We start from the raw sequence: 26289 nt of genomic DNA on the forward strand, positions 1-26289 counted from the left end.
ACCAAAGGCGCGCGATAAGATCGAATGGCGGGATTCCCCTCACACGCCAAGACCCATTCAGAGGAAGCGTCATGCTCAAACAAGGTTCAAAGCTGGACCGGTATTTCGAGATCTCCAAACGGGGTTCGTCCGTCTCCCGCGAAGTCCGGGGTGGTTTGGCCACATTTTTCGCCATGAGCTACATCGTGGTGCTTAACCCGCTGATCCTCGGCGGCCAGGACGGCGTAGGCAACACACTGTCCGGGCCTGCTGTCGCTGCTGCCACCGCCCTCGTGGCCGGCGTGCTGACCATCATCATGGGCGCCTGGGCCAAGCATCCGTTTGCGCTCGCTACCGGGCTGGGCGTCAACGCCTTCGTCGCCGCAACGGTGGCAACCAATCCGGGCCTGACCTGGCCCGACGTCATGGGCCTGGTCCTGCTTTCCGGCGTGACCATGTTCATCCTGGTCCTGACCGGTTTCCGGACCGCGGTCTTCAGGGCCGTTCCGGCCAGCCTGAAAACGGCGATCGTCGTCGGCATCGGCATGTTCATTGCACTGTTGGGCTTTGTGAACGCGGGCTTTGTCCGCCGCATCCCCGACGCGGCCGGCACCACCGTTCCGCTGGAATTGGGCACCGGGGGCCAGCTGCTGGGCTGGCCGAGCCTGGTCTTCGTCTTTGGCCTGCTCGTGACGATCGTCCTGATGTCCCGCAACGTCAGGGGCGCCATCCTCATTGGCATCGTGTCCTCCACCGTCCTCGCCGTGATCATCGAGATGGTCGCTGCCCCCGGCTCCCAGGGCGCCGGCATCGAAACCGGCTGGTCGCTGGTCACCCCGAGCATGCCGCAGTGGGCGGCCCCGGATCTTTCCCTGCTGGGCGAAGTCAGCGTCTTTGGTTCCTTCCAGACGCTTGGTGTCGTCGCTGCGTCCCTGCTGACCTTCGTGATCCTGCTGAGCATCTTCTTTGACGCGATGGGCACCATGGTGGGCCTGGCGTCCGCCGCCGGATCCGTCGACAAAGACGGTCACATCCCGAACGTGGACCGCGTCCTCCTGGTCGATGCAGCCGGTGCAGTTGCAGGCGGTGCCGCGGGTGTTTCCTCCAATCAGATCTTCGTGGAATCCGGCTCAGGCATCGCCGAAGGCGCCCGCACCGGGCTGGCCTCCGTGGTGACCGGCCTGCTCTTCATTGTCGCCATGTTCCTGACGCCGCTGATTTATCTGGTGCCGTTTGAGGCTGTCGCCCCCGCACTGGTGGTGGTGGGTTTTCTCATGGTTTCCCAGGTTGGCAAGATCGACTGGAGCGACATTGGGTTGGCCATTCCCTCGTTCCTGACGATTGTCCTGATGCCGTTCACGTACTCCATCGCCACCGGCCTGGGTGCCGGGTTCGTGACTTTCGCCGTGATCCGCCTCTTCCAGGGCCGCGGCAAGGAAGTCCACCCGCTGATGTATGTGGTGGCCGCAGCCTTCGTGGTGTTCTTCTCCGTGGGGGCAATTTCCTCAGCCCTCGGGATCTAAGTCCCCGTTCCCGAAGCAGTCGGGTTTCGAAGGGCATGAAGAAAAGGCCGCCCGTGGTGCACTGTGCATCACGGACGGCCTTTTTGATGCCAGAAATTTGTCAGGACGCCTCTTCGTCCGTCAGCGGACGCGTGCCCGCGGCAAAGGCGCGCACCTGGGCGTCATCCCACAGATGGGCAGGAACGCCGCCGCCCAGCAGGGTCCGCGGCAGGGACGGGTGCCCGGCAAACGGTGCGTCACTGCCGGCAATGATCATATTGCCGTAGCGCCGGCCCTTGAGCATCGCGGGATCCGCGACGACGGCGGTGTGCGCAAACACCCGGCTCACCGCGGCGGCTTCGCGGCGTGCTCCGCGCAGATCCGGGGTGTCGCCGCAGTTGATGATGTAGAGCCCGCCGGGTGCCAGTACCCGCGCCGCCTGGGCGGTGAATTCGAGGGTGGTGAGACGCTCCGGAGTTTTGGCACCGGCGAAGACATCACGGATCACCAGGTCGCGGCTGTCGTCGTGCAGGGTTTCAGTGACCTCGCGGGCTTCCCCCACGCGCAGCCGCATCAGGGGTGCACGCGGCAGGTCAAACCAGGCACGAACCAGTTCGGCGAGGCGGCCGTCCAGTTCCACCACCACCTGGCGGGCATTGGGAAAACCGGCGGCAAAGTAGCGGGCCATGGAGCAGGCGGCGCCACCAAGGTGCAGGGCGCGCAGCTTCGCGTCGGCTTCCCAGTGTGTGTCCACAAGCGCAGCGATCCAGCGCATGTATTCAAAGTCCAGCAGGCGCGGATCGGCGACGTCGATGTGGGAGCTGTGCACTCCGTTGACCTTCAGGATCCAGCCGTGGGGGTTGAACTGGTCCGGGATCAGTTCACAGGTTCCGGTGTCCACCGGATAGGTTCCGGCCACAGGCCCACCCGAGGGCGCATCTCCTGTATCCGCAGAGTGAGCCGGATTCTTTCCGGGCCGCTGCCGGCCCATCAGGCAGCCATCCGGAGAACCGGAATGGTCCGGAGGCAGCCGGTCGGCGTCGTCGCGCAGGGAGTAAGGGTCATGCTTCCAGTTTAAGCGCCTGCAGCGGTGCCGCCCGCGGCAGGAACGAGACTTCAGGAACGGGTGCTGCCGCTCCCGGAATCCACTTCCCGGGAGCGTTCCAGCGCCGCTTCAAGCCGCTCAACCTTGCCTTCTATTTCACCGGTGTGGCCGGGCCGGATGTCGGCTTTGAGCACCAGGGACACGCGGCTGCCGTAACGGCCCACCGCTTCCGTGGCACGGCGGATCACCTCCATCACCTCGTCCCACTCCCCCTCAAGGGTGGTGAACATGGAATCGGTGCGGTTGGGCAGGCCGGACTCGCGCACAATCCGGACTGCCGCGGCGACGGCGTCGTGCACTGACGCGTCAGCCGCCGCGGGACCCGCGGGAGTGTCCGGACCAACGCCGGACGGGGCTACTGAAAAGGCAACTAGCATGAGGCCCAGTCTGCCACCGGCGCCTCCGAAAGCAACCCCGCCGGCCCGCCCACGGGTCCAACCCGCAGGCGAGCCGGACGCGTTCAGGCCTCCGTTGCGGAAGAGTCCTGTTCGCGGGCCAGCCGGTCCGCGCGTTCATCCCGTTCCGCCTGCCGGACCTCGGCAAACTTCTCATTCATGCGCGAATTCCGCTGGCCGTAGGCGAAGTACACCAGGAATCCGATGAGGAGCCAGCCGGCGAAGTAGATCCACGTTTCCACGGCCAGGTTGGCCATCAGGTACAGGCACAGCAGGGCTGAAAGCACGGGCAGCACGGGCCCAAAAGGCACCCGGAAGGAAGGCTTGAGGTCCGGGCGCTTGCGGCGCAGTACGAGGACACCCAGGCTGACCACCACAAACGCGGACAGCGTGCCGATGTTGATCATCTCTTCCAGCACATCAACCTGCGTGAAGCCGGCTACCAGTGCCACCAGGGTGCCGCACAGGATCTGCAGGCGGGCCGGGGTGGCGTGCTTGTCGCTGGTGCGGGAGAGGGAGCGGGGCAGCAGGCCGTCGCGGCTCATGGCCAGCACCACGCGGGCCAGGCCCATGAGGAGCACCATGATCACGGTGGTGAGGCCAATCAGTGAGCCAATGGCTATGACCTGCGCCGCCCAGGTGTTGCCCACCAGGCTGAAGGCAGTGGCGAGGTTGGGCGCTTCGGCGGCAGCGAGATCGGTGTAGGAAACCATGCCGGTCAGGGCCAGGGATACGCCGATGTAGAGCAGGGTGACCACTGCCAGTCCGGCGAAGATGCCCCGGGGAAGGGTTTTGCCCGGGTCCTTCACTTCTTCGGCGGACGTCGCCACGACGTCGAATCCGATAAAGGCGAAGAAAACAATGGCGGCACCGGCAAACACGCCGAGTGCACCGTACTGGGCCGGCGCCGCACCGGTCAGGAAGGAGAACAGCGACTGCTGCATAACGCTTTCGGCGCCCGTGCCTCCGGTGGGTACGGAATCCGGAATGAAGGGCGTGTAGTTCTCGGCCTTGACGTAGAAGAAGCCGGCGACGATGACAAACAGCACCACGCCGATCTTGATCAGCGTGAAGACGTTGCTGACCTGGGCGGACAGCTTGGTGCCCATCACCAGCAGTACGGTGAAGACCGCGACGATCAGGAGCGGGCCCCAGGTCAGGTCCACCGGACCGAGGTCGATGGTGGCCGGAACGTCCCAGCCGATCAGCCGGAACACCTCACTGAGGTAGATGCCCCAGTACTTGGCGATCACGGCCGCGGCAGTGAACAGTTCCAGGATCAGGTTCCAGCCGATAATCCAGGCCACAAGTTCGCCCATGGTGGCGTAGGTGAAGACGTAGGCGGAGCCGGCCACCGGAATGGCGGTGGCGAACTCGGCGTAACACATGATGGCCAGCGCACAGGTGAGCGCAGCCAGGACAAAGGACAGGGTCACCGCCGGACCGGAGAAATCGGCAGCCGCCTTGGCGCCCACCGAGAAAATCCCGGCACCCACGGCCACGGCCACCCCCATAATCATGAGATCCCAGGTGGTCAGGGAGCGTTTTAGCCGCCGTCCGGGTTCGTCGGCATCCGCTAGGGAATCCTCAATGGGTTTGGTTCGGAAGAGACTCACGGTGGTCCTTGTACTCGAGGTATTCGGTAAAACTGACCGATCAATCGTAGGCCGCAGACCGGCGCTCTCCAGTTTAATCCCACATGCTGAGACGTTACAGTCCAGCCAGGACGGGGGAAACGGTACGCGGCGGGCTCCGGCGGCCTGCCTGCTAGCCACTGCCCGGTGCTTTTGGGAAGATGGAACAGTGTCGCCGGTCACACCTTGTGCGCTTCCGGTGTCAACGCAGCGGCACGGCCCTGAAGCCCACAGATCGGACAACAACCATGGCCCGCGGAATCTATGTCAGTGCCATGACCCCGGGGTCCGGCAAGTCCCTTGTCACCCTCGGCCTTGCCGACATGCTGCTGCGCCATGCCGACCGCGTAGGGTTCTTCCGGCCAATCGTGGAAGGCTCCGAACCGGCACAGGATCCCATGGTGCGGCTGATGCAGCGCAACTTTAACCTGACCGCCGAGACAAGCCGGGGCGGGCTCACCCGCCGCGAGGTCCGCTCCCTGCTTGTGGCCGGCGAACGCGGTGAAGTGGATTCCCGGTGCCTGACGATCTACAACGAAGTTGCAGCCCACTGCGACGTGGTGATCATCGAGGGCACCGACCTTTCCGGGCACGACGTCGCCCTTGAGTTTGTCCTGAACGCCCGCCTCGCGAACAACCTGGGCGCTGTGGTGCTGGCGGTCGTCAACGCGCGGGAGATGACGGTGCCGGAAACGGCCGATGCGGTGGACGTAGCCAGGCGGGAGCTGCACGACGCACACTGCGACCTCCTCGCCATGATGGTCAACCGGGCGGAGCCGGACGCCGTGGATGAAGTCAGGGCCGCCGTACGCCCGGGAGCCTCCGGCCGGCCGGTGTACGTGATGCCCGAACTGAACGAGATTTCCCAACCCTCCATGTCCGAGGTCGCCAGGGCTCTGCACGCGCGCCAGGTGGCCGGCAGCGCATCCTTGGAACGCGACGTCGTCGGCATCAAGGTCGCTGCCATGACGGTGGGGAACTTTATTTCCCAGCTGGACCACGGCAATCTGGTCATTGCCCCCAGCGACCGGGCGGACGTCATGGTGGCTGCGCTGGCCTCCGCCGTTTCGCCCGAGTTTCCGGTTCCCAGCGGCATGGTGCTGACCGGCGGCCTGCCCATTGATGCGGGCATCCTCGCCCTGCTGTCGCAGGCACCGTTTCCCGTGTTCGCCGTCGACGACGACACGTACACGGCCGCGCGGAAAGTCAGCCGGGTGCGCGGCGAGATTGCCTCGGGCCAGCGCCGGAAGGTGGCGGCCGCCCTCGGCGTCTGGACCCGGCACGTGGACGAGCATGAGCTCCTGGAGCGACTGGAGCTGCCCCGCCCGGAGAAAACCACGCCGCTGCGGTTCCTGAACCAGCTGATCGTGCGTGCCCGGGCGCAGCGCAAGCACATTGTCCTGCCGGAGGGCCTGGACGCACGGGTACTCCGCGCCGCCGAAATCCTGCAGCGCCGGGACGTGTGCGCCCTAACCATCCTGGGGCCCGAAGGCCAGGTGAGGGAACTGGCTGCCAGCGAAGGCGTTGACCTCAGCGGCACCACCATCATCAACCCGGCAACCAGTGGACTGCGGGACGACTTTGCCCGCGAATACGCGGCCCTGCGGGCCAAGAAGGGCGTGACCCTGGAGGACGCCCGCGAACGCATGCTCCACGGGGCATACTTTGGCACCATGATGGTCCAGCTGGGACGGGTGGACGGGATGGTCTCCGGAGCGGCCCACACCACTGCCAACACCATCCGGCCGGCACTGGAATTCATCCGCACCAAGGAAGGGGTGGAGATCGTCTCCTCGGTCTTCCTCATGCTGCTGGAGGACCGGGTGCTGGTGTATGGGGACTGCGCTGTCAACCCGGAGCCGGATGCCAAGCAGCTGGCGGACATTGCCCTGGCCTCCGCGGACACTGCCGCCCGGTTCGGCGTGACGCCCCGGGTGGCCATGCTGTCCTATTCCACCGGAGCTTCGGGACACGGTGAATCGGTTGAAATGGTCCGCGAGGCCACCGAACTGGTCCGCAGCCGCCGGCCGGACCTGCCGGTGGAAGGACCCATCCAGTACGACGCCGCAGTGGACGCCTCCACTGCCGCCTCGAAACTGCCCGGTTCCAGCGTGGCCGGGCAGGCCACCGTCTTCATTTTTCCCGACCTCAACACCGGCAACAACACCTACAAGGCGGTGCAGCAGTCGGCCGGAGCGGTGGCCGTCGGGCCAATCCTGCAGGGACTGCGGAAACCGGTCAATGACCTTTCCCGCGGCTGCACCGTTGAAGACATTGTCAACACCGTGGCCATCACCGCGGTCCAGGCCCAGGAGGGCTGATGCTGGTACTTGTCATCAATTCCGGATCCTCGTCGCTGAAATACCAGGTGCGGGACACCGCAACCGGTGAGCTCCTGGTCAAGGGCATCATCGACCGGATCGGCGAAGAGGCGGTGCCGGACCACGGCGCTGCGCTGGAGGAGCTGGCCCGCCGCCTGCCCGAAGCTCTCGGCGGCCGGGACATTGACGCCGTCGGACACCGGGTGGTGCACGGCGGCGAGCGCTTCAGCGAGCCGGTCCTGATTGACAATGAAATTGTCCGTTCCATTGAGCGCCTTAGCCCGCTGGCACCCCTGCACAATCCGGCCAGCGCGCGCGGCATCCGCGCCGTGCATGACAAATGGCCGGACACTCCCCAGGTGGCAGTTTTCGACACCGCGTTCCACCGCACCCTGCCCGAGCACGCCTGGCGCTACGCCCTCCCCAACAGCCTCTACCGCAAGTACGGCATCCGCAGGTACGGCTTCCACGGGACCAGCTACGGTTTTGTGGCTCCGGCTGCGGCACGTTTTTTGGGGATCAACCCTGAGGAGTTCGACGCCGTTATCGCCCACCTCGGCAACGGGGCCTCGGTGGCGGCCATCAAGGACGGCCGGAGCATCGACACCTCCATGGGGTTCACCCCGCTGGAGGGACTGGTGATGGGCACCCGCAGCGGTGATGTTGACCCGTCCATCCTGGTGTTCCTGCTCCGGGAAGGGTATGACGCGAAGACCCTTGATGATCTCTTGAACCGGGAGTCGGGTCTTTTGGCCCTGGGCGGAGCCTCGGATATGCGGACTCTGGAGGAGGCGGCGGCAGCCGGGAACACAACCGCCGCCACGGCCCTGGACATTGCCGCGTACCGGCTCGCCAAGTACATCGGCGCCTACCATGTGGCTGTGGGAGGCGCGCAGGCGGTGGTGTTCACTGCGGGCATCGGAGAGAACTCCTGGGACTTCCGCGAGCTGACCGTGGACAAGCTCGGCGCCCTGGGGATCGAGCTGGACCAGGAAGCAAACCGGCGGCGGGAATCGGGGGCCCGGCTGATCAGCAGTGCCGCGTCTGCCATTCCTGTCCTGGTGGTGCCCACCGATGAAGAGGAAGCAATCGCCGAAGCTACAGCTGAAACCGTGGCCCGGAACAGCGCCTCGCCCGCGGGTGCGGCGCCCAGTTAGCAGGTGCCGGGCCAGTAACCACTCCCAGGGGCAGACAGACCGTCTCACGTGGGATAACGTCGGTTACCCGGTTAAGCAGACGCCGCCTAATACAAGTGTGCGGAGGATTCGATGCTCAGTGAATCACGGGACCAGTCCTCAAACGGCCACGGGCTTCGGGTCCTGGTGCGAATCGATACACAGCTGCGCCTAGCCTGCTTAGAGGTCCGGGGCTGCCTTACCGCTTCCACTTACGCAACACTGGTGAACATTCTTACCCATACCGGATCCCTGGGCGCCGCGGTCCGGGTGAACCTCGCCAGGGCCGAACACGTGGAAAGGGACGCTTTGACGCAGTTGCGCGCGGGCGCTGATGCCGCCGTGGATGCCGGCATCCGGTCCGGTCCTGCCGACGGGGGGCGGCCAGGAGCGGGTTATGCGGCTGTCCAGCCGGTGGAAATCATTGTTCCGTCCGCCCTTCCAGTGTGCCGATTGGGTCCGGAATCGCCGGCATCGCATTCATTGCCCTCAGGTCGTGTACTAACCAACGAGGAAGCCCTGGAAATGGCCTTTCTCCGCCGGGACCCCCGAGTCCTCGCGACACCGGCATCCCCTCGCAAGGTCCCGCCCCGGAGCACCCCCTAGGTCTGCTGGGGCTAAGGCCCGCCGCTGATTCGAGATGCGACTGCCGATATCCGCTGCGCATAGGTGCCCCCACTTCGAGCATTGGATGCGGCGCGCCGTGGACAGTATTTTGTCAGCACCCTTACTATTTGCCACAATGGGTTCCACGCACTTTCAAAGCATCCAACGCAATCAGCAGGAGGTTTGCACATGAAGGCAGTAACTTGGCAGGGAAAGCGGAACGTCAGTGTCATCGAGGTACCGGATCCGGTGATCCAGGAACCCACCGATGCCATCATCCGCATCACGTCCACGGCCCTGTGCGGATCTGACCTGCATCTGTATGAGGTCCTGGGCCCATACATGAACCAGGGCGACATTATCGGCCACGAACCGATGGGCATCGTCGAAGAGGTCGGCTCCGGCGTCACCAACCTCAAGCGCGGTGACCGCGTGGTGATTCCCTTCCAGATTGCCTGCGGCTCCTGTTTCATGTGCCGCCGCGGCCTGCAGACCCAGTGTGAAGTCACCCAGGTCCGGGAGAAGGGATCCGGCGCTCCGCTCTTCGGCTACTCCGAGCTCTACGGCTCCGTACCCGGGGCTCAGGCCGAATACCTGCGCGTGCCGCACGCGGACTACGGCCCCATCAAGGTCGGTTCCGAACTGCCGGACGAGCGCTACCTGTTCCTGTCCGACATCCTTCCCACCGCCTGGCAGGGCGTCCAGTACGCCAATGTGCCCGACGGCGGAACGCTGGCCGTGTACGGCCTCGGCCCGGTGGGACAGTTCGCAGCCCGGATCGGCACCCACCTCGGCTACCGCGTCATCGCGGTGGAGCCGGTGGCTGAACGGCGGGCGCTGGCCGCCAAGCACGGCGCAGAGGTGCTGGACCTGACCAAGGACGTTGCCGATGAACTGCGCGAGATGACGGACGGCCGCGGACCGGACTCCGTGGTCGATGCCGTGGGCATGGAAGCCCATGGTTCGCCGGTGGGCGCCATCGCCCAAACCGCCGTCGGCTTCCTGCCCGACAAGCTGGCACAGAAGGCCATGGAAACAGCCGGAACCGACCGGCTCTCCGCCCTGCACGGCTCCATTGACGCTGTGCGCCGCGGCGGCACGGTGTCCCTGAGCGGCGTGTACGGCGGCATGGCCAGCCCGATGCCGCTGATGGAGATGTTCGACAAGCAGATCAACATGCGCATGGGCCAGGCCAACGTCAAGCGCTGGGTGGATGACCTGATTCCGCTGGTCGAAGATCCCTCCGATCCGCTGGGCGTCATGGACCTGACCACCCACCGTGCCGGACTGGAGGAAGCACCGGACCTGTACAAGAAGTTCCAGAAGAAGGATGACGGCTGCATCAAGGTCGTCTTCACGCCCGGCGCCAACTAAACCGGCAGCAACTAAGCCTTTCGAGGGGGAAGCCGCACCAGCTCCACGGTGACGGCTTCCCCCTCTACTGTGAGGCGCATGTAGGTGCAGAAGGGCTGGCGCCTGCGGTCCGTGGGCGACCCGGGATTCAGCAGCCGCATTCCGGCCGGGGTCACGGTGTCCCACGGAATGTGGCTGTGCCCAAAGATCAGTAGATCCGTGTCCGGAAACTGCTCATCCAGGCCTTTTTCCCGCCCTGCGGCAGGACCTGTTTCGTGGATGACGGCCAGCCGCACCTGCTCAACCGTGGCCGTGGCAACCAAAGGCAGCCGGGACGGCAGCGCACCGCCGTCGTTATTGCCGTAGCAGGCAATCAGTTTTCGCGAGCGCTGCAGCATTTCATCCAGTGCGTCATCGCTGACCCAGTCACCGGCGTGGACCACGGCATCAGCTGCCTCAATCTCCGCCCACAGCTGCGCGGGCAGCTCCCGCGCCCGCTTGGGCAGATGGGTGTCCGACAGCACCAGCAAATTCGTTGCCATGTCCCGCTTCCTAGCCGCGCAGGCTCCAGGCCCAGCGGATCAGGGGCAGCTGCAGGGGCAGCCGGGCCAGGTGGATGGCCTTCTCCCGGTCCGATCCGCGGGGACCGAAGGCACGCTGCAGCGCACTGAGGTGTCCGGCGATGAAGGCGATGTACATCAGCGTGGTTCCCGTGGCGGCCGCCCGGCGGGTGGCCGGCAGCAGCAGACCCGCCGCGGCGGCAAACTCCAGCACCCCGCTCAGGTGGGTCCACTGCCGGCGGGTCAGCACACCGAACTGCCCGTCCGTGTCCGTGCTGATGCTGCGGGGAACCACCGCGTTGTAGAACTTCGGGTTGCGGAAATGATTGACGGCGCTGACGGACAGCAGCGCCGCCATGGCGGCTGCTGAGGAACTTTGGCGGTTCATGTGCTTCTTTCGGTGGGGTGGAAGATGACGGAAGGTCCGGCAGGAGCATCCGTCAGCGGCGCCGCGGTGTTCAGCGCGTCCGCGGCTCGGACCAGGGCAAGGTGGGAAAAAGCCTGCGGAAAGTTTCCGGCCATCGTATTGTGCACCGGATCATATTCCTCGCTGAGCAGGCCCAGCTCGTTGGAGTATGCCACCAATTGGTCCATGAGGGCGCGCGCCTCCCCGGTCCGCCCGGTGGCGGCATACTGTTCAACGAGCCAGAAACTGCAGGCCAGAAAGGGGTTCTCACCGGGCTCCAGGCCGTCAATCCCGCTGTGCGTGGCGTAGCGCAGCAGCAGGCCGGAGTCGGTGCGCAGGTCCTGCTCAAGCCGGGCCACCGTGCCCAGCATGCGTTCGTCGTCGTAGGCCAGGAAGCCCACTTGAGGAAGCTGAAGGAGAGCCGCATCCACTTCCCTGCTGCCGTAATACTGCGTGAAGGTATTCAATTCTTCGTTGAAGCCTCGGTTCAGGATCTCCTCGCGCAGTCCGTCCCGCAGGGCGTCCCACAGCTCCACCGGACCGTCCAGGCCATGGGACCGGACGGCGGCGGCCGCCCGGTCAAACGCCGCCCACATCATGACCCGAGAATGGGTGAAGTGCTGGGGCTCTCCCCGCATTTCCCAGATTCCGTGGTCCTTATCCTCGAGGTGGCGTTCCAGGAAGGTCATCAGGGCCCGCTGCAGGGGCCAGGAGAAACTGTCCTCCGCCACGCCCGCATCCCGAAGCTTGGCCAGGGCAACCATCACTTCACCGACGACGTCGGCCTGGTACTGGGAAACCGCCCCGTTCCCCACGCGCACCGGAACGGATCCTCCATACCCGGTGAACTGGGGCAGGATGCGTTCGGGAAGTTCACGGGCACCGTCCACCGCGTACATGATCTGCAGGTCCTCCGGGTCACCGGCCACGGCACGCAGCAGCCAGTTGCGCCAACGCAGTGCCTCATCCGCGTAGCCGTGACCCAGCATGGCTTCGAGGGTCAGCGCCGCATCCCGGAGCCAGCAGTAGCGGTAATCCCAGTTGCGTTCCCCGCCCGCAACCTCCGGAAGCGAGGTGGTGGGAGCCGCCACAATGCCGCCGGTGGACTCATGCGTCAGCGCGCGCAGTACCAGCAGCGAGCGCTGGACGGGTCCAACATACTGCTGCGCGGGATCGCAGTGGTCCGCCCATCTTTCCCAATAGTCGGTGGTGGACGCCAGCGCGGTGTCGATGTCCGTCAGCGGAGGCACTTCATGGTGGGAGAGATGCCAGGTCAGTTCCATGTCCACGCGCTCGCCGGCACCCACAGTGAAGCGCCCTACGTGCTGGTGGTCCACCGCCCGGGGCAGGTTGTCCCCGCGCAGCACCAGTGCATTCGGTCCGGCTATCGCCAGCAGCCGCTCGCCGTGGGGATCGGGGTCACGGCGCATCCACGGCAGGACGGTTCCGTAGTTGAAGCGCACTTCCAGCTCCTGGCGCATATCCACGGTTCCGCTGATTCCCTCCACCCGGCGCACAATCGAAGCCCGGCCGTCACCCACCGGCATGAACTCAGTGACCAGCGCAGCGCCGGTGTCAGTTGCCCAGTGTGTCTGCAGGATAAAGGTGGGTCCAAGATAGCTTCGGCTCACGACGGCGGCATCCCCCTCCGGAGCCAGCAGCCACCGGCCATGGTTCTCGGTTCCCAGCAATGCGCCAAAGACCGACGGCGAGTCGAACCGCGGCAGGCACAGCCAGTCGATGCTTCCCCGCCGGGAAATCAGGGCACCGGTGTGCAGGTCTGAAACCAGCGCATAATCCTCAATCGGGGAAGCCATGAGCCCCACTCAACCACACGGCCGGCGCCGCTCCCAGCATGTCCCCCGGGGACGGCGTTTGCCGACACGGTACCTTGCACAGCAGACTGATTACATTGGCTGGACGGTTCCTGCCGCGGCGTCCGACCGGCCCGCGGCACACGAACCGGCACAAGCACGAGGAGCGGTTTTGCTTTTGTCTTCGATTTCATCTTCGGTTCCCCGGCCGGGGAACCTTCGTAACGACGGAAACGGAGCGTCGGCATGAGCCTCCCGGTACTGGACGATGCCCAGCGGGCGGCAGGGCTGCGCCGAATGAAAATGGTGGCGACCGGACTGCTGGTGGTGCTCGCCGTCATCTTCGTCATCTCCTTTGCCCTGCAGGAGCGCTATCCCTGGCTGCAGTACGTTCGGGCTGCCGCCGAGGGCGGCATGGTGGGCGCCTTGGCGGACTGGTTTGCAGTCACCGCGCTTTTCAAGCACCCCATGGGAGTGAAGATTCCGCACACGGCGATCATTCCGCGCAAGAAGGATCAGATCGGCGCGTCCCTCGGCCAGTTCGTGGAGAGCAACTTCCTCTCCGAAGAGGTCATCACCCAAAAGCTGGGCTCCATGCAGCTGGCGCAGAAGGCCGGCGCCTGGCTGGAACGCCCGGAAAGCGCCACCCGCGTAGCCACCGAGGGGTCCGCCGCCATCCGCGGAATCCTGCGGGTCCTGGACGACGACGCCGTCAAAACAGTTCTGGAGTCCATGTTCCGCCGGCACGTGGTGGATCCGCCGTGGGGCCCGCCCATGGGCCGGGTGGCGGAACGGGTCTTCGAAGAGGGGCACCATCACCAGCTCGTGAATCTGGTGGTAGACAGCATCAATGACTGGGTGGAAGCGAACCCGGATGTCATCTCCGAACTGGTGGCCCAGCGGTCCCCGTCCTGGGTGCCTTCGTTTGTGGATGACTTGGTGGGCGACCGTGTGCAGGTGGAAGTGGGGCGCTTCCTGCGGGCCGTGCAGGAAGATCAGAACCATGAGATGCGCCGTGCCCTGGACAACTACCTCAAGGGAGTGGCCCGGGACCTGCAGGAGGATCCCGCCGTCATGGCCAAAGCCGACGCGATCAAAGAACAGGTACTGGATGATCCCCGGGTCCAGCAGCTCATCACACAGACGTGGGCCACTATCAAGAATGCCCTGACCACCGCCGTGGATGACCCGGACAGCGAGCTGACGCAGAACTTCAAGGCTGCAGTGCAGGACTTCGGTCACCGGCTCGCCACCGATCCCGAGCTCGCCGCAAAGGTGAATACCTGGATCGCCGATGCCGCCGGATACCTGGTGAAGACCTACAGCAGCGACATAGCCGGCGTGATCACTGAAACGGTGGAGCACTGGGACGCGCAGGAGACGTCCGAGAAGATCGAGCTTCAGGTGGGCAAGGACCTGCAGTTTATTCGAATCAACGGCACCGTGGTGGGGTCCCTGGCGGGGCTGGCCATCTTCACCGTGGCGCACGCGGTCTTCGGCTAGGGCGGGCAGCGGGCGCACACGCCCGCCCGGCCTGTTTCGCTAGGGCGTGTCCGGCGTCTGCCGCAGATCCTCGGCCAGTTCGCCGCTGATTGTTTCCGGTACCGGGCCAAACGCACGCCGGGCGGCCTTGATGACACCCTTGCCCATGGCGTGGTTGCCCGCTCCGCCCACCACCGCCCCGATCCCCAGGGGCAGCGCGCGGCCAAGCAGAGCCGTTCCCTGCCGGGCAATGACGCGTTTCATGAACTGCTTTCGAATGGATGATCCAACGGATCCCATCACGCCGGACGGCATTTTGCCCAGCGAGCTGGCCCAGGGTTTGCCTCCACGCCCGGCAACGGACTGCATCATGGCGGTTCCCTCTTCGCCAAGCATGATGGCCATGACCATGGTCCGTGAACGCTCCGGATCTGAGAGGTGCACCCCGTGCAGTTCGGCGACTGACTGCGCGTAGAGCGCCGTTGCCTCAAGGAAACCCACCGTTGCCGCCGCTGAGAGCCCCAAAGCTGCGACAGTGCCGATGGCGGGCACGACGGCGGTCGCGCCCACCGCGGCTCCGCCTCCGGTCACGGTGTTCAGGTAATGCTTCTCCACGATCGACACCAGTTCCGCCGGTGTCGCCTGAGGATGCTTGCGCTGCAGCCGTCTGATATTTGCGAGCACCAGGGGGCGCTGGACCTCCACGGCCCGCTCCATTGCCCGGAGCACCGAAGCTTTGGGTGTCCCGTCCTTTTCAAAGACGGTCCCCCCGGCAGCCTTCATGGCACGGTTGGATAAAAATCCCACGGCAACGCTCCTTTTCGACACATGTTCCGGTGCAGGGCACCAGCCCGTTTAAGCCTACGTGAGGCAGGTACGTAAAAAGCGGGGCCGGCGGAATAATCCGCCGGTCCCGCTTTCTATCTGCAGTCTGCTGCAGAACTCTGCGCCGGAGCGCAGACTCACGAACTAGGCGCGGCTGCTCTTGCGAGTAACGAAGCCGTAGATCGCGAGAACGATGATGGAGCCGATGATGGCAACAAGCCACGTCTGGATGGAGAAGAATTCTTCCAACTCGACACCGAAGATGGCGCCGCCAATCCAGCCACCGAGCAGGGCGCCGATGACGCCGAGGACCAGAGTAGCGATCCAGCCGCCGCCCTGGCGACCCGGAAGGATTGCCTTAGCGATAGCACCTGCGATAAGACCAAGAATAAGGAAAGCAATGAAACCCATGATGATTACTCCTTGCTGTGTGAACGAGTGATGATTTCGTTGTTTTGCCGAGCGACCTGTGGGCCGCGCTTTCCTCCACTGTACTTCATAAGCATGCTTAGGTAGTAGTTGAAAGCGATTTTGGTTCCTTGCCGATAGATGTTAGCTCCGTTTGTCTTCCCCGTCAGGGCGGGGCTGGGCCACTACATAACGCCTCAGGAAGAGACTCACGTCACGAAGCTCGTCGGCACCAATGTTGTGCCCCATCCCGGGGTATGTGCGGGCGGTCAGCGCGGTATTTTTTTCCAGCCAATCCTGCGTCCCAAGAACCGCGTCTTCATTGATCACCCAGTCATCCCGGTCCCGCCCCCAGAAGTAGGGGACGGGCTCCGGAAGCGGTTCTGCCATGGCCAGCAGTTCGTTCTCAGCCACGAACCCGGACAGTCCCACAACGGACTCAAACCTTCCGGGCCGCAGACGGAGCAGGGTGGTGGCCATCGCCATGCCCTGGGAAAACCCCAGCAGCGAAACCCCGGTGAAGGATTCCCCTGCCATGGTCCGGTCCAGCCAGGTGAAAACCGCTGCTGCGGCCTCCAGCACCTCGGCGGTGTCGGACTGCAGATACGGATCCAGGAGGAACCAGCCGTGCGAGTCCCCCACTGGAAAGGTGCCTCGCAGCGCAGCAGCCGTAATCCCCGCGGGAATTGACGGAAACAACCTTGCCAAGCTGTGTTCATCCGTTCCGTAGCCATGCAGCATCACGAGGAGGTGGGTGCCGGGGCGGGCGTCGGCAGGGGCGGACCATAGGACGTTGCGCATGCACCCACCCTATTCCGGACAGACCCGTTTGGGCTTTGGAACAGCGCGGCAAACGCCTCCCATTGCAATCGCTGGTCAACCTAAATAGCGTTGGTTCAGCACACCGGACGTGGCGTACGCCACGTCATGAGGTGGCGCAGATTGCGGGTGTCCATGCCGAAACCATCAATGATCGTCACCCTCACCGTCAATCCCAGTTTGGACCGGACCATCGAGTTGCCGGGACCGCTGGTCCGCGGGGCTGTCCAGCGCGCTGCCGCCATCAGCGGGGATCCCGGAGGCAAAGGAGTCAACGTATCCCGCGCCCTCACCGCATCCGGGCTGCAGTCAATCGCCGTCCTGCCCGGCGGCGACAATGACCCTGTGCTTTCCGCCCTGCGCAGCGCCGGCGTCAGCTACGCAAACCTGCCCATCCGATCCGCGCTCCGCAGCAACATCACCCTGACGGAACCGGATGGAACCACCACCAAGATCAACGTCCCGGGCCCTGCACTGGACCCTTCGGACCAGGAAGCCCTCATCAGCCTGCTGGTGCACACCTGTGCTGCCGGCGGGAACGGCGTTGCTGCGTCGTGGCTGGTGCTTGCCGGGTCGTTGCCTCCCGGGGCGTCCCCGGACCTGTATGCACTGGTGGCACATGCCGTCCGCAGGCAGTTTGGCGACGCCGCTCCGCGCATCGCCGTTGATTCCTCAGGCCCTCCGCTCCTTGGTGCGCTGATGCACGGCGCCACACCGGACCTGCTTAAGCCCAACGCAGAGGAGCTGGCCGAAGTGACCGGCGTTGGAAGCGAAGACGAACTCGAAGCAGATCCGCTTTTGGCCGTGCAGGCGGCACGGACCCTTATCGCCCGGGGCGTCGGAGCCGTCCTGGCAACTCTGGGCGCCAAAGGCGCCCTGCTCATCACGGCTGAGGGGGCCTGGCAGGCCACCCGCCCGCCGGTCGCGGCCCGGTCCACCGTAGGCGCCGGCGACTCCTCCCTGGCCGGGTACTTGCTCGCCGACGTCGCCGGCGCCCCGCCGGGCGACTGTCTGCGCCAGGCCGTGGCACACGGCGCCGCAGCCGCATCCCTTCCGGGCACCACTGTCCCCACGCTTGCGCAGACTGATCCCGCCGCGGTGACCGTGACGGAGATACCCCTCCCCGCTAACACCCCCGGCTCCGCAACCGCTCAGGCGGCATCTAAGGAGGAAAACTAATGTCGGATCTCATCACACCGGAGTTGGTCACCCTTGACCAGAATCTGGGAACCGAACGGTCCGAGGTGATCCGCCACCTGGTCCAACAGGTGGTCTCAGCGGGACGCGCCACCGGCTTTGACGGGCTGTACTCAGATGCCATGGCCCGGGAATCCAAGACAGCAACGGGGGTTCCCGGCGGAATAGCCATTCCCCACTGCCGCTCCTCGGCAGTCACCAAGGCCACGCTGGCCATGGCCCGGATCCAGCCACCGGTGGACTGGGGAGCCAAGGATGGCCCGGCGGACATCGTATTTTTCATTGCCGCACCGGAAGGCGCGGACCAGGAACACCTGCAGCTGCTCTCCAAGCTGGCACGTTCGCTGATTAAGAAAAACTTCACCAGTGCGCTGCGGACAGCGGCCTCCCCCCAGGAAATAGTTGAGCTGGTGGACGGAGCACTGGGGCTGGGACCGGTCCCGGAGTCACAATCCGGAGGAACGGCTTCGGGTGCCGCGAATCAGGCTCCGGTCACCGGGGCCACGGCGGCAGGCGCCGGCAACGCAGGTGCTGAAACCGCGTCCGGGAGTCCGGAGGGCGCCCATGCGGCAGGAGCTCCGGCATCGGAGCCCACCGCGGACAACGGCGATACAGGCGCAGCCGGCGACGGCGGAGGAACCCACCATCTGGTCGCTGTCACCGCCTGCCCCACAGGCATTGCCCACACCTATATGGCGGCGGATTCTTTGGCTGCGGTGGCCGCCGAACGGGGGATTGACCTGCAGGTGGAAACACAGGGATCCGCGGGGTCAACCCCCTTGGACCCTTCGGTCATCCGCAACGCGGAGGCTGTCATCTTCGCCACCGACGTCGATGTCCGGGACAAGGGCCGGTTTGCCGGCCTTCCCGTGGTGGCCGGTCCGGTCAAGCGGGGCATCGACGAACCCGGCGTCATGATCGATGAAGCGCTTGCCGCCGCCAAGGATCCCAATGCCCGGCGTGTTGCGGGCGGCGGAGGAGGCGGCGAGGAGCGCGATCCGCAAAGCAGCGGCGGCGGTGAGGGATTCGGCGGACAGCTGAAGCGGGCTCTGCTCACCGGCGTCAGCTACATGATTCCGTTTGTTGCCGGCGGCGGCCTGCTCATTGCCCTGGGCTTCCTCCTCGGAGGTTATGAGCTGTCGCTGTCCAACGACGACGGCGACCTGACCGGTGACATCATCCTGGACGGCGGCACCCTCTTCAATCCGGGCGATCAGGGCCTGCTGACCTATCTTGGAGCAGTCTTCTGGAAGATCGGCAACCTGTCCCTGGGATTCCTGGTGCCTGCCCTGGCCGGGTACATTGCCTACGCCCTGGCTGACCGGCCGGGCATCGCTCCGGGGTTCACTGCCGGTGCAGTGGCCCTGTTCATGGACGCCGGCTTCCTTGGCGGACTCGTCGGCGGCCTGCTGGCCGGCTACGTTGCGCGGTGGGTCGGCAGCTGGTCGGTACCCTCGTGGCTGCGGGGTCTGATGCCCGTGGTGATCATTCCGCTCATCAGCTCACTGATAGCCTCCGGGCTGATGATCCTTGTCCTGGGCGGTCCCATAGCCGCCCTGACCCAGGCCCTGAATGACTGGCTGTACGGCCTCGGCGGAGTGACCGCCATTGTGCTGGGCATCATTCTGGGACTCATGATGGGCTCGGACCTCGGCGGCCCCATCAACAAGGTGGCGTACGCGTTTGCAGTGGCGGGACTCGGCGAAGGAAGCTTCGAGAACCAGGCACCCTGGCAAATCATGGCCGCGGTCATGGCCGCCGGCATGGTTCCTCCGCTGGGCATGGCCCTGGCAACCGTGGTGGACAAACAGCAGTTCACGATGGCTCTGCGGGAGAACGGCAAGGCCGCCTGGCTGCTCGGTGCCGCCTTCATCTCCGAAGGCGCCATTCCCTTTGCCGCGGCAGACCCCTTCCGTGTCATTCCGTCCTGCATGGTTGGCGGAGCCGTTGCCGGCGCCATCTGCATGGGCACCGGCGTGACGTCCCAGGCACCGCACGGCGGAATCTTCGTGTTCTTCGCCATCGGCAACATCCTGATGTTCATTGTGGCTATCCTCGCGGGAATGGTGGCCTCAGGATTGATCTATGTGGCGCTCAAACGCTGGACGGCCCCCAAACGCGTGGAGGAACCCGTCATTGCCTAGCAGCCCACTACCCACACACAGAGAGGCACACTGATGCGGACCATCAAGGGAATCGGAGTCAGCGCCGGGCGGGTGCTTGGCCCATCGCTGCGGATGCCGCCTCCGGTGCCCGAGCCCGAAGCTGATGCCAGATTCGGGGCAGACAGCACGGTGGACGGAGAGAAGGCCCGGCTGAAGGACGCAGCCGAAGAAGTCCGGGCAGACCTCCGCCACCGGGCTGAAACGGCCAGCGGAGATGCCAAGGCCGTACTGGACGCAACAGCCATGATGGCCACAGACCCCATGCTGCTCAAGGCTGCCGGCAAACACATTAATGCCGGCATGGCCGCCGACCGGGCCATTTGGGAGGCGGGGCTGGAGGTTGCCGCCATGCTGCAAAGCCTGGGCGGCTACATGGCTGAGCGCACACAGGACGTCCTGGACGTCCGGGCGCGCATCGTGGCTGAACTGGACGGGCTCCCGGCGCCGGGGATTCCCGCGTCCGACACCCCGTTCATCCTGGTCGCCGAGGAACTGGCCCCCGCTGACACGGCCACCCTGGACCCGGCGAAGGTTATTGGCCTTGTCACCTCCGGCGGCGGACCACAATCACACACCGCCATCCTGGCACGTGCCCTGGGGCTGCCGGCTGTGGTGGGAGCCCCAGACGCCGATTCACTCAGCGACGGCACCGAGCTCTACGTCGACGGGGCCACCGGAACCGTGGTGGCGGAACCGGGCGCTTCGGAACGGGAAGCCGCTTCCAAGTACGCCTCACGGGTGTCCCTGCCCGCCTTCAGCGGTACGGGAACGACGTCGGACGGTCACCGTGTTCCCCTCCTCGCCAACGTGGGTTCCGGCAAGGACGCGAAGGCTGCGGCGGCGGCCGGTGCGGAAGGCATCGGTTTGCTGCGCACCGAATTCTGCTTCCTTGGCCGCGATTCGGAGCCTACCCAAGAGGAACAGGTCACGGCTTACGGTGCCGTTTTTGAGGCTTTCCCCGGACGGAAAGTGGTGGTCCGCACCTTGGATGCCGGTGCGGACAAGCCCTTGCCGTTCCTGACTGATGCCACCGAACCCAATCCTGCCCTGGGCGTTCGGGGATTCCGTACCGACAGGTCCTCCCCCGGCGTCCTCGGCCGCCAGCTGGAAGCGATTGCCATTGCCGCCGGCGCACACGAAGCCGATGTGTGGGTCATGGCTCCGATGATTTCCACCGCCGAGGAGGCTGCGGATTTTGCGGTTCAGTGCACCGGTGCAGGACTCGCGATGCCCGGAGTGATGATCGAAGTCCCGGCAGCCGCACTCATGGCTGAGGCCGTCCTTTCCCGGGTCCGTTTCGCTTCGCTGGGCACTAACGACCTCACGCAGTACACCATGGCAGCGGACCGGCAGCTCGGCACCCTGGCCACCCTGAATGATCCCTGGCAACCGGCGGTGCTGCAGCTGATCGGGCGAACGGTTGAAGGAGCGCGCGCCGCGGAAGCAGCCGCTGAGCCGGGCCAAACCACTTCCGCAACCAAGAATGTGGGCGTCTGCGGTGAAGCGGCGGCAGACCCTGCCCTCGCCGTCGTGCTGACAGGGCTGGGAGTCAACACGCTGTCCATGACCCCGCGGGCACTCGCCTCCGTGGGAGCAGTCCTGGCCACCGTGTCCCTCGCTGAGGCGCAGGATCTGGCGTCAGTCGCCCTGAGTGCGCACACTGCAGCAGAGGCACGTTCCGCGGTCCGCAGCCGTCTTCCCGTCCTCGAGGAGCTGGGACTGTAGCCTCACCCTGAGTCATCCACCACGCGTACTGAGAGTAGAAACGGAAGGAAACACACACCATGCCAGAACGTAAAGCCACAATCGCCAGCAGAGTTGGCCTGCACGCCCGTCCCGCCTCCATCTTCGCCGAGGCAGCTGCGGCCCAGCCCGTCGACGTAACCATTGCAATGGAGGGGGAACCCGCCGAGGAGGCAATGGACGCCGCCAGCATGCTGTCGCTCATGAGTTTGGGTGCTTCCAACGGCGACGTCGTGGTGCTGCGGGCCGAGGGTGATGGGGCCGACGAGGCCCTCGATGCCCTGGTAAAAATCCTGGAAACGGATCTCGACGCCTAATAGGGAAATCCGGATACAGCGAAGCCAGCGGAGTTATCCGCTGGCTTCGGTCGTAACGTCACGCTGACCCCCCACAGGCAGCGGATGTTACATAATCATTATTCTGGCACATGATCATGAAATTGTGAACGAGCGATACCGATTCTTTACCTACTGCCGTAGGCTTCCGCGAGCAGATTTGATTTCGGCCTCTTTTTCTCAGTCCTGCGTGCGTTCCACATCATGGCCAGCGCAATTGAAATGACCAGGACTGCCGAATACGGCAGTATGCGGTCCCAGGCACCCCGCGGCAGATTCCATGCTGCCAGGCTCAGTAAGGCATGAAGCACAACGGAGGACATCCCCAGCGACATGAGGCCGGCACTGATACGGATGTCCCGGCGGCGCCGTGAGTCCAACGCACACAGAAACAAGGCCGGGGCCAGGCAGGCAGCAACATACATCTGATAAAGCCTGGCGGTGTCTCCGTAGGCGGCCACTGTGCCTTGATCCGCATAGGCGCGCAGTGCCGTGGAGGACTCGGGGACGTCGCTCAGGGCAAAGAGCACGGTCACCGCCGCCACAACCATTCCCAGGACAATAAATCCCACGGGTCCGGAAATTAAACGCTGCGCGCGGGGTGCCGTAAAGGCTGATGTAACCTTTACGCCGAGGATGAGGAAGGTAGCGAACACTGAGAACCGCAGCAAAAGGTTGGCGATGTTCCTTCCGCCCAACAGCGAATCAACCTGCAGGTAAAAGAATGGGATGCTTAGCGCCACTGCCAGCGTAATCGTGGCCATCGCCCAGAACATCCCGCGGTTCTCACCCCGGATTGCTGACGGAAGACGCTGAAGGGCCAGGAAAGCAGTGGTCCCAAGGACCACCCATTGCAATGTCATCCCAATTCCTCCAAAAATGAAGAGTTGTTTTTCTCGTCGGTTTCAAGTTTTCTCAGCACCTTGCCCAAGGTGTCCAGCCGGTTCCTCGCAAGGAACACCAGGTCAGTGTCGGAAAGCTGTGAGAGCGCACGTTCGCGGCCGCCTATGGGCCACCCGCACTCATCCGGAGTCAGAAGTCCGGTGGCCACCAGCCCGCCGGTCAGGGACACTCCTGCAATCCTGGCGGCCTGAACGGCTAGCTCCGGGGCGAGCCGGCCGGCCGTGAGCTGCGCTGAGAGGTTTTGGGGTGCCACGCCGCTTACGGCACTCAGACGCTGGCGCAGGTCCCCCGGATCAACCGCCTCAAACCAGGCGCGCACGGAGTTCCGGTGCGGAAAGGGCCCCAGGCCCGGCAGATCTGCGGGCGACGGATTGGGGTGCAGGCTCCGCGCCACCAGCAGCTGCAGGACGCAGACATACGTCACCTGGCTGATGAGCTCGCTGGCTGTGGGCGGTCGGGAGCCCGCCAAGAGATCCCGGTACTCCTCGAAGAAGGACAGAGCTTCAACCGGGTTCTGATCACAGGCCCGGGCTACACGGACAACCGTGGCCTCAGACACCTTCCCGCGGACCAGCTGCTGCGCCAGGGTTGAGCGTTTTATGCCGGCCATACGGCAAAGATCAGCCGTGGACTCCCACGGGGCAGTCATGGATCGCCAGTTCTGGAAAGCTTTGGCAGACACAGCCACAGGCGGTTCCCCCCAATTGGTTTCTCCGGACTGATGCCACTATACTATTTTCACTGGCTCCCCCTTCTGCGTTCCCCCCATATGCAGAGCGGGGAGCCAGCTTCAATTAAGGGTGATTCAAGCCAACCCTCATCATTGGATCAGCCGCTTATTTGGGCGGCCACGCGATTAGCGCGCCTGCTGCGGCCATGAAACGTGATGGCTCAGCTCACGATGCTTGCCGAGATATGACGCCGCGTAGGAGCAATACGGCTTTATTCGCCGCCCCGACGCAATAATGTCTTCCGCCGCGAACTTCACCAGCATGGATGAATAACCCCGGTGCCGGAATTCCTCCCGGACCACCGTGTGAGTCAGGGCCACTGCGTCCGGGGCGTCCTCGTACTCCGCCGTGCCTGCCAGTTCACCGCCCACGCGAAGCTCGTACCGGTCATGGTCGTCGTTTCGGGAGACCACAATGTCATCCCTTATATGCCCGCTCATGCCCCTGAGCCTGACATCGAAGCTGCGTTTCGTCCAGACCCCGGAAGGCTAGGCCGCGTGGCCGCCTCCGGCTGAGCTCTCTGCGCTGACCCACGCATTTTCCAGACCGGCAACGGCCGTTCCGTAGTCCCTGATGTTCTCATCATCCACCGCACCGGAACCTTCCACCGGCGGCCGGAGCGCAGCAGCGCTCTTCATGGCACGCATCAGGTTTTTGGTCTCGGGCCTGGCCGCGTCTGTGAGTCCCGGTTTTTCCAGAGCCTTCCAGCCGTCCAGCTCATAAGAACTCCAGCTCTTCAGCACGGCATCGTGGCGGCGCTCCAGAGCTGCAATCTGCTGCCGGCGGGCGTCCTGTTGCCGGGCCGCTTTACGCTGCCGGTGGCGCACCTGCACCCAACGGACAGCACCGGCTGCCCCGCCCACGGCAGCCAAACCCACCCACGGTCCACTGCCGGGGCTGCCGGCAACCGCCCAGGCCACGGCCAGCAGGGCTGTCAGAGACCCCGTCAGACCCACCCAGAACAGTTTCTCGCCGTCCCCGCGTGCAAGCGCCGCATCAATCCGGGCTGCGGTCAGAATCATGGCCGCAATCATCAGCAGCAGTGCCGGAACGAGCATTGAACCTCCTGCGTCAATCAGCGGCATGGGTTTCCTCTTTTCCGCAGCCATCGTAGTCTTCCGCACAGGCGGGCGATCATTTTCATGCGCAGCCCACCGTACGCTTCCATCTCACGCCGGATGAGCGGAAAGGTCAATGTCCGCGCAGCCGGCCGCGGGCGGGACGAGTTCCGGCCCAAACGGTTTAGCAAGTATGCTGATGTCTTTGATTTGCTGTCCCGCCCACGGCGTCTTCCTGGGACCCTTGACCCGGAGTACAAAGGATAAGAATGAGAATCCCCGCACCCCGCGGACCAGTCAGTGCCGCCCTTCTTGACCTGCTCACGGCCCCGGAGGCCCCGTCCGCCGGCGCGCTTACGGATCTGGCCGAAGCCGTCCGCCGTGCCTGCCATGGCACTGCCGACATCCTCCGCGACGACGACCTCCAGCTGGCTTTGTTTTGCCTGTACGAGCTGCACTACAGCGGGCTGGACACGGTGCCGGACACGCTGGAGTGGCATCCCGGCCTCGTGGGCCTTCGCCTGGACCTCGAGAAGACTTTCGAGGCGGCCCTTCGCCGCACGGTTCCTGTTCCTGCGCTCCCCGACCCCACCTCGGAAGCAGTTGCTGCGGAGCTGTTCCGGATGGCCGCCGACGACGACGGACCCAGCGTTTCCCGCTTCGTCGCCGCCAAGGCAACCCGTGAGCAGCTGGAGGAGTTCCTGATCCTCCGTTCCGTCTACCAGCTGAAGGAAGCCGACCCCCACAGCTGGGCCATTCCCCGCCTGCCGGTGGGCCGCGCCAAGGCGGCCCTGATCGAAATCCAGGCGGACGAATACGGCGGCGGACGTCCCGAACGCATGCATTCCCATCTCTTTGCGGTCACCATGAAGGGCCTGGATCTGGAGACCGAGTACGGCTGGTACCTCGACGCCGTCCCCGCCCTGACCCTTGCTTCATCCAACGCCATGTCCCTGTTCGGCCTGAACCGCCGCCTGCGCGGGGCTATCGCGGGCCACCTGGCCGCCTTTGAAATGACCTCCTCCATCCCGAACTCCTTCTATGCACGGGGCTTCCGCCGGCTCGGGTTCGATGACACCGTCACCTACTACTTCGATGAGCATGTGGAGGCCGACGCCGTTCACGAACAGATTGCTGCACGGGACCTGGCCGGAGGACTGGTGGAGGCTGAACCTTCCCTGCTGACTGATGTGATGTTCGGCGCCGCAACGGTTCTGGCCCTGGATGCCATGATGGGTGAGGATCAGCTCACGGCCTGGAAGGAAGGCCGAACCGCCCTGCGCGTGCAGCCCTCCGGGGCAACAGCAGCAGCCCTGGACGGCTTTGCCCCGGCGTCCGGAGTGACCCAGTGAGCGAAACCCCCGCTGGACACGGGTGTGCCGGGTGTCCCGGCAACGATGAACATCCACAGTCCGAAGCTGCGGAATCCGGGAAACGGCCCGCAGCGGCCTCCGTGGTCACCTATCCCAACGGGCCGCTGCTGGTGCGCGGGGACTTTGAAATCATCACTCCCGACGGCGAACTTGTTCCGCGTGACCGGGAAACCGTGGCACTGTGCAGGTGCGGCGGATCCGCCATCAAGCCCTATTGCGACGGAACGCACAAGCTGATGAAGTTTGACACCGCCCGCCGCCGGCCCGTACCTGCCCCCGTGGCCGAACGCAGCCGGCCTGCCGGGGAAGAGGGCAACGAAGAAGGTGCCGGGGAAGGCGACGGCAGCCAGTCCTCCTGAGCCGGCGGCTGACCGCCCCGGCCCGGGAGTGCTCCCGGCAA

The 26289-nt window shown here is 64.9% G+C and carries 24 protein-coding genes; 11 read left to right on the plus strand and 13 right to left on the minus strand.

Features of this window, described 5'->3' with window-relative positions:
* Window positions 1-71: 71 nt before the first annotated feature.
* Window positions 72-1502 (plus strand): NCS2 family permease, encoded by a 1431-nt coding sequence (locus CXQ89_RS00335; protein ID WP_104053602.1) that lies wholly within the window; start codon window positions 72-74, stop codon window positions 1500-1502.
* Window positions 1503-1602: 100 nt separating this feature from the next.
* On the opposite strand, the gene CXQ89_RS00340 is transcribed toward CXQ89_RS00335, so the two are convergent.
* From CXQ89_RS00340 to CXQ89_RS00350, 3 genes are all read right to left on the minus strand, one after another.
* Window positions 1603-2472, minus strand: coding sequence for a spermidine synthase (locus CXQ89_RS00340; protein WP_104159933.1), 870 nt, complete (start codon window positions 2470-2472; stop codon window positions 1603-1605).
* Between the two features lie 125 nt (window positions 2473-2597).
* Window positions 2598-2963: a thiamine-binding protein gene (locus tag CXQ89_RS00345; protein ID WP_104159934.1), complete on the minus strand. Its 366-nt coding sequence runs from the start codon at window positions 2961-2963 to the stop codon at window positions 2598-2600.
* 83 nt (window positions 2964-3046) lie between these two features.
* Window positions 3047-4597: an APC family permease gene (locus tag CXQ89_RS00350; RefSeq protein ID WP_104159935.1), complete on the minus strand. Its 1551-nt coding sequence runs from the start codon at window positions 4595-4597 to the stop codon at window positions 3047-3049.
* A gap of 266 nt (window positions 4598-4863) precedes the next feature.
* Between CXQ89_RS00350 and pta the strand changes: the two genes are divergently transcribed.
* From pta to CXQ89_RS00365, 3 genes are all read left to right on the plus strand, one after another.
* Window positions 4864-6936, plus strand: a complete 2073-nt coding sequence (pta, locus tag CXQ89_RS00355) for a phosphate acetyltransferase (RefSeq protein WP_104053599.1) — start codon at window positions 4864-4866, stop codon at window positions 6934-6936.
* A complete protein-coding gene (locus CXQ89_RS00360) occupies window positions 6936-8093 on the plus strand; it encodes an acetate/propionate family kinase (protein ID WP_104159936.1) in 1158 nt (385 codons plus the stop codon). The genes pta and CXQ89_RS00360 overlap by 1 nt, the downstream gene beginning before the upstream one ends.
* An 813-nt stretch (window positions 8094-8906) precedes the next feature.
* Window positions 8907-10091 (plus strand): zinc-dependent alcohol dehydrogenase, encoded by a 1185-nt coding sequence (locus CXQ89_RS00365; RefSeq protein WP_104159937.1) that lies wholly within the window; start codon window positions 8907-8909, stop codon window positions 10089-10091.
* 11 nt (window positions 10092-10102) lie between these two features.
* Here CXQ89_RS00365 and CXQ89_RS00370 read toward each other — a convergent pair whose 3' ends face one another.
* From CXQ89_RS00370 to CXQ89_RS00380, 3 genes are read right to left on the minus strand one after another with little or no spacing between them, the layout of a single operon-like run.
* Window positions 10103-10612, minus strand: a complete 510-nt coding sequence (locus tag CXQ89_RS00370) for a metallophosphoesterase (RefSeq protein ID WP_104159938.1) — start codon at window positions 10610-10612, stop codon at window positions 10103-10105.
* Between the two features lie 10 nt (window positions 10613-10622).
* Window positions 10623-11018: a hypothetical protein gene (locus CXQ89_RS00375; RefSeq protein WP_104053594.1), complete on the minus strand. Its 396-nt coding sequence runs from the start codon at window positions 11016-11018 to the stop codon at window positions 10623-10625.
* Entirely contained in the window at window positions 11015-12853 is a 1839-nt protein-coding gene (locus tag CXQ89_RS00380) for a glycoside hydrolase family 15 protein (protein WP_104159939.1), read from the minus strand. The genes CXQ89_RS00375 and CXQ89_RS00380 overlap by 4 nt, the downstream gene beginning before the upstream one ends.
* Before the next feature lie 243 nt (window positions 12854-13096).
* On the opposite strand from CXQ89_RS00380, the gene CXQ89_RS00385 reads away from it, so the two are divergent.
* Window positions 13097-14353, plus strand: a complete 1257-nt coding sequence (locus tag CXQ89_RS00385; protein ID WP_104159940.1) for a DUF445 domain-containing protein — start codon at window positions 13097-13099, stop codon at window positions 14351-14353.
* A gap of 39 nt (window positions 14354-14392) precedes the next feature.
* Here the strand turns inward: CXQ89_RS00385 and CXQ89_RS00390 are convergent, their stop codons facing one another.
* The 3 genes from CXQ89_RS00390 to CXQ89_RS00400 all read right to left on the minus strand — a co-directional run bounded on the left by CXQ89_RS00390 (window position 14393) and on the right by CXQ89_RS00400 (window position 16366).
* Entirely contained in the window at window positions 14393-15115 is a 723-nt protein-coding gene (locus tag CXQ89_RS00390) for a hypothetical protein (RefSeq protein ID WP_104159941.1), read from the minus strand.
* A gap of 186 nt (window positions 15116-15301) precedes the next feature.
* Window positions 15302-15568, minus strand: coding sequence for a GlsB/YeaQ/YmgE family stress response membrane protein (locus CXQ89_RS00395; protein WP_104102621.1), 267 nt, complete (start codon window positions 15566-15568; stop codon window positions 15302-15304).
* 141 nt (window positions 15569-15709) lie between these two features.
* Entirely contained in the window at window positions 15710-16366 is a 657-nt protein-coding gene (locus tag CXQ89_RS00400; protein ID WP_104053589.1) for an alpha/beta hydrolase, read from the minus strand.
* A gap of 168 nt (window positions 16367-16534) precedes the next feature.
* On the opposite strand from CXQ89_RS00400, the gene CXQ89_RS00405 reads away from it, so the two are divergent.
* The 4 genes from CXQ89_RS00405 to CXQ89_RS00420 are packed head-to-tail and all read left to right on the plus strand — an operon-like array spanning window position 16535 to window position 21806.
* The gene (locus CXQ89_RS00405) at window positions 16535-17563 is read left to right on the plus strand and encodes a 1-phosphofructokinase family hexose kinase (RefSeq protein WP_104159942.1); all 1029 of its coding nucleotides are present in this window, start codon (window positions 16535-16537) and stop codon (window positions 17561-17563) included.
* Window positions 17563-19725, plus strand: coding sequence for a fructose-specific PTS transporter subunit EIIC (locus tag CXQ89_RS00410; protein ID WP_104159943.1), 2163 nt, complete (start codon window positions 17563-17565; stop codon window positions 19723-19725). The genes CXQ89_RS00405 and CXQ89_RS00410 overlap by 1 nt, the downstream gene beginning before the upstream one ends.
* Window positions 19726-19758: 33 nt before the next feature.
* On the plus strand, window positions 19759-21471 hold the full coding sequence (gene ptsP, locus CXQ89_RS00415) for a phosphoenolpyruvate--protein phosphotransferase (protein WP_104159944.1): 1713 nt from the start codon (window positions 19759-19761) through the stop codon (window positions 21469-21471).
* Window positions 21472-21530: 59 nt separating this feature from the next.
* A complete protein-coding gene (locus CXQ89_RS00420) occupies window positions 21531-21806 on the plus strand; it encodes an HPr family phosphocarrier protein (protein WP_104053585.1) in 276 nt (91 codons plus the stop codon).
* Between the two features lie 146 nt (window positions 21807-21952).
* Here CXQ89_RS00420 and CXQ89_RS00425 read toward each other — a convergent pair whose 3' ends face one another.
* From CXQ89_RS00425 to CXQ89_RS00440, 4 genes are all read right to left on the minus strand, one after another.
* Window positions 21953-22687, minus strand: coding sequence for a hypothetical protein (locus tag CXQ89_RS00425; protein WP_104159945.1), 735 nt, complete (start codon window positions 22685-22687; stop codon window positions 21953-21955).
* Window positions 22684-23337, minus strand: a complete 654-nt coding sequence (locus CXQ89_RS00430; protein ID WP_307859006.1) for a hypothetical protein — start codon at window positions 23335-23337, stop codon at window positions 22684-22686. The genes CXQ89_RS00425 and CXQ89_RS00430 overlap by 4 nt, the downstream gene beginning before the upstream one ends.
* A gap of 246 nt (window positions 23338-23583) precedes the next feature.
* A complete protein-coding gene (locus tag CXQ89_RS00435; RefSeq protein WP_104053582.1) occupies window positions 23584-23898 on the minus strand; it encodes a GNAT family N-acetyltransferase in 315 nt (104 codons plus the stop codon).
* A 48-nt stretch (window positions 23899-23946) separates the two neighbouring features.
* The gene (locus CXQ89_RS00440) at window positions 23947-24543 is read right to left on the minus strand and encodes a hypothetical protein (RefSeq protein WP_104053581.1); all 597 of its coding nucleotides are present in this window, start codon (window positions 24541-24543) and stop codon (window positions 23947-23949) included.
* Window positions 24544-24785: 242 nt separating this feature from the next.
* Here CXQ89_RS00440 and CXQ89_RS00445 point away from each other — a divergent pair, with 242 nt between their 5' ends.
* Window positions 24786-25868: an iron-containing redox enzyme family protein gene (locus tag CXQ89_RS00445; RefSeq protein WP_104159946.1), complete on the plus strand. Its 1083-nt coding sequence runs from the start codon at window positions 24786-24788 to the stop codon at window positions 25866-25868.
* The gene (locus CXQ89_RS19035) at window positions 25865-26248 is read left to right on the plus strand and encodes a CDGSH iron-sulfur domain-containing protein (protein ID WP_104159947.1); all 384 of its coding nucleotides are present in this window, start codon (window positions 25865-25867) and stop codon (window positions 26246-26248) included. Before CXQ89_RS00445 ends, CXQ89_RS19035 begins: the two co-directional genes overlap by 4 nt.
* Window positions 26249-26289 lie beyond the last annotated feature (41 nt).

It is taken from the genome of Arthrobacter sp. ZGTC212 (assembly GCF_002929255.1).
In the GTDB taxonomy this organism is placed as follows: Bacteria; Actinomycetota; Actinomycetes; order Actinomycetales; family Micrococcaceae; genus Arthrobacter_B; species Arthrobacter_B sunyaminii.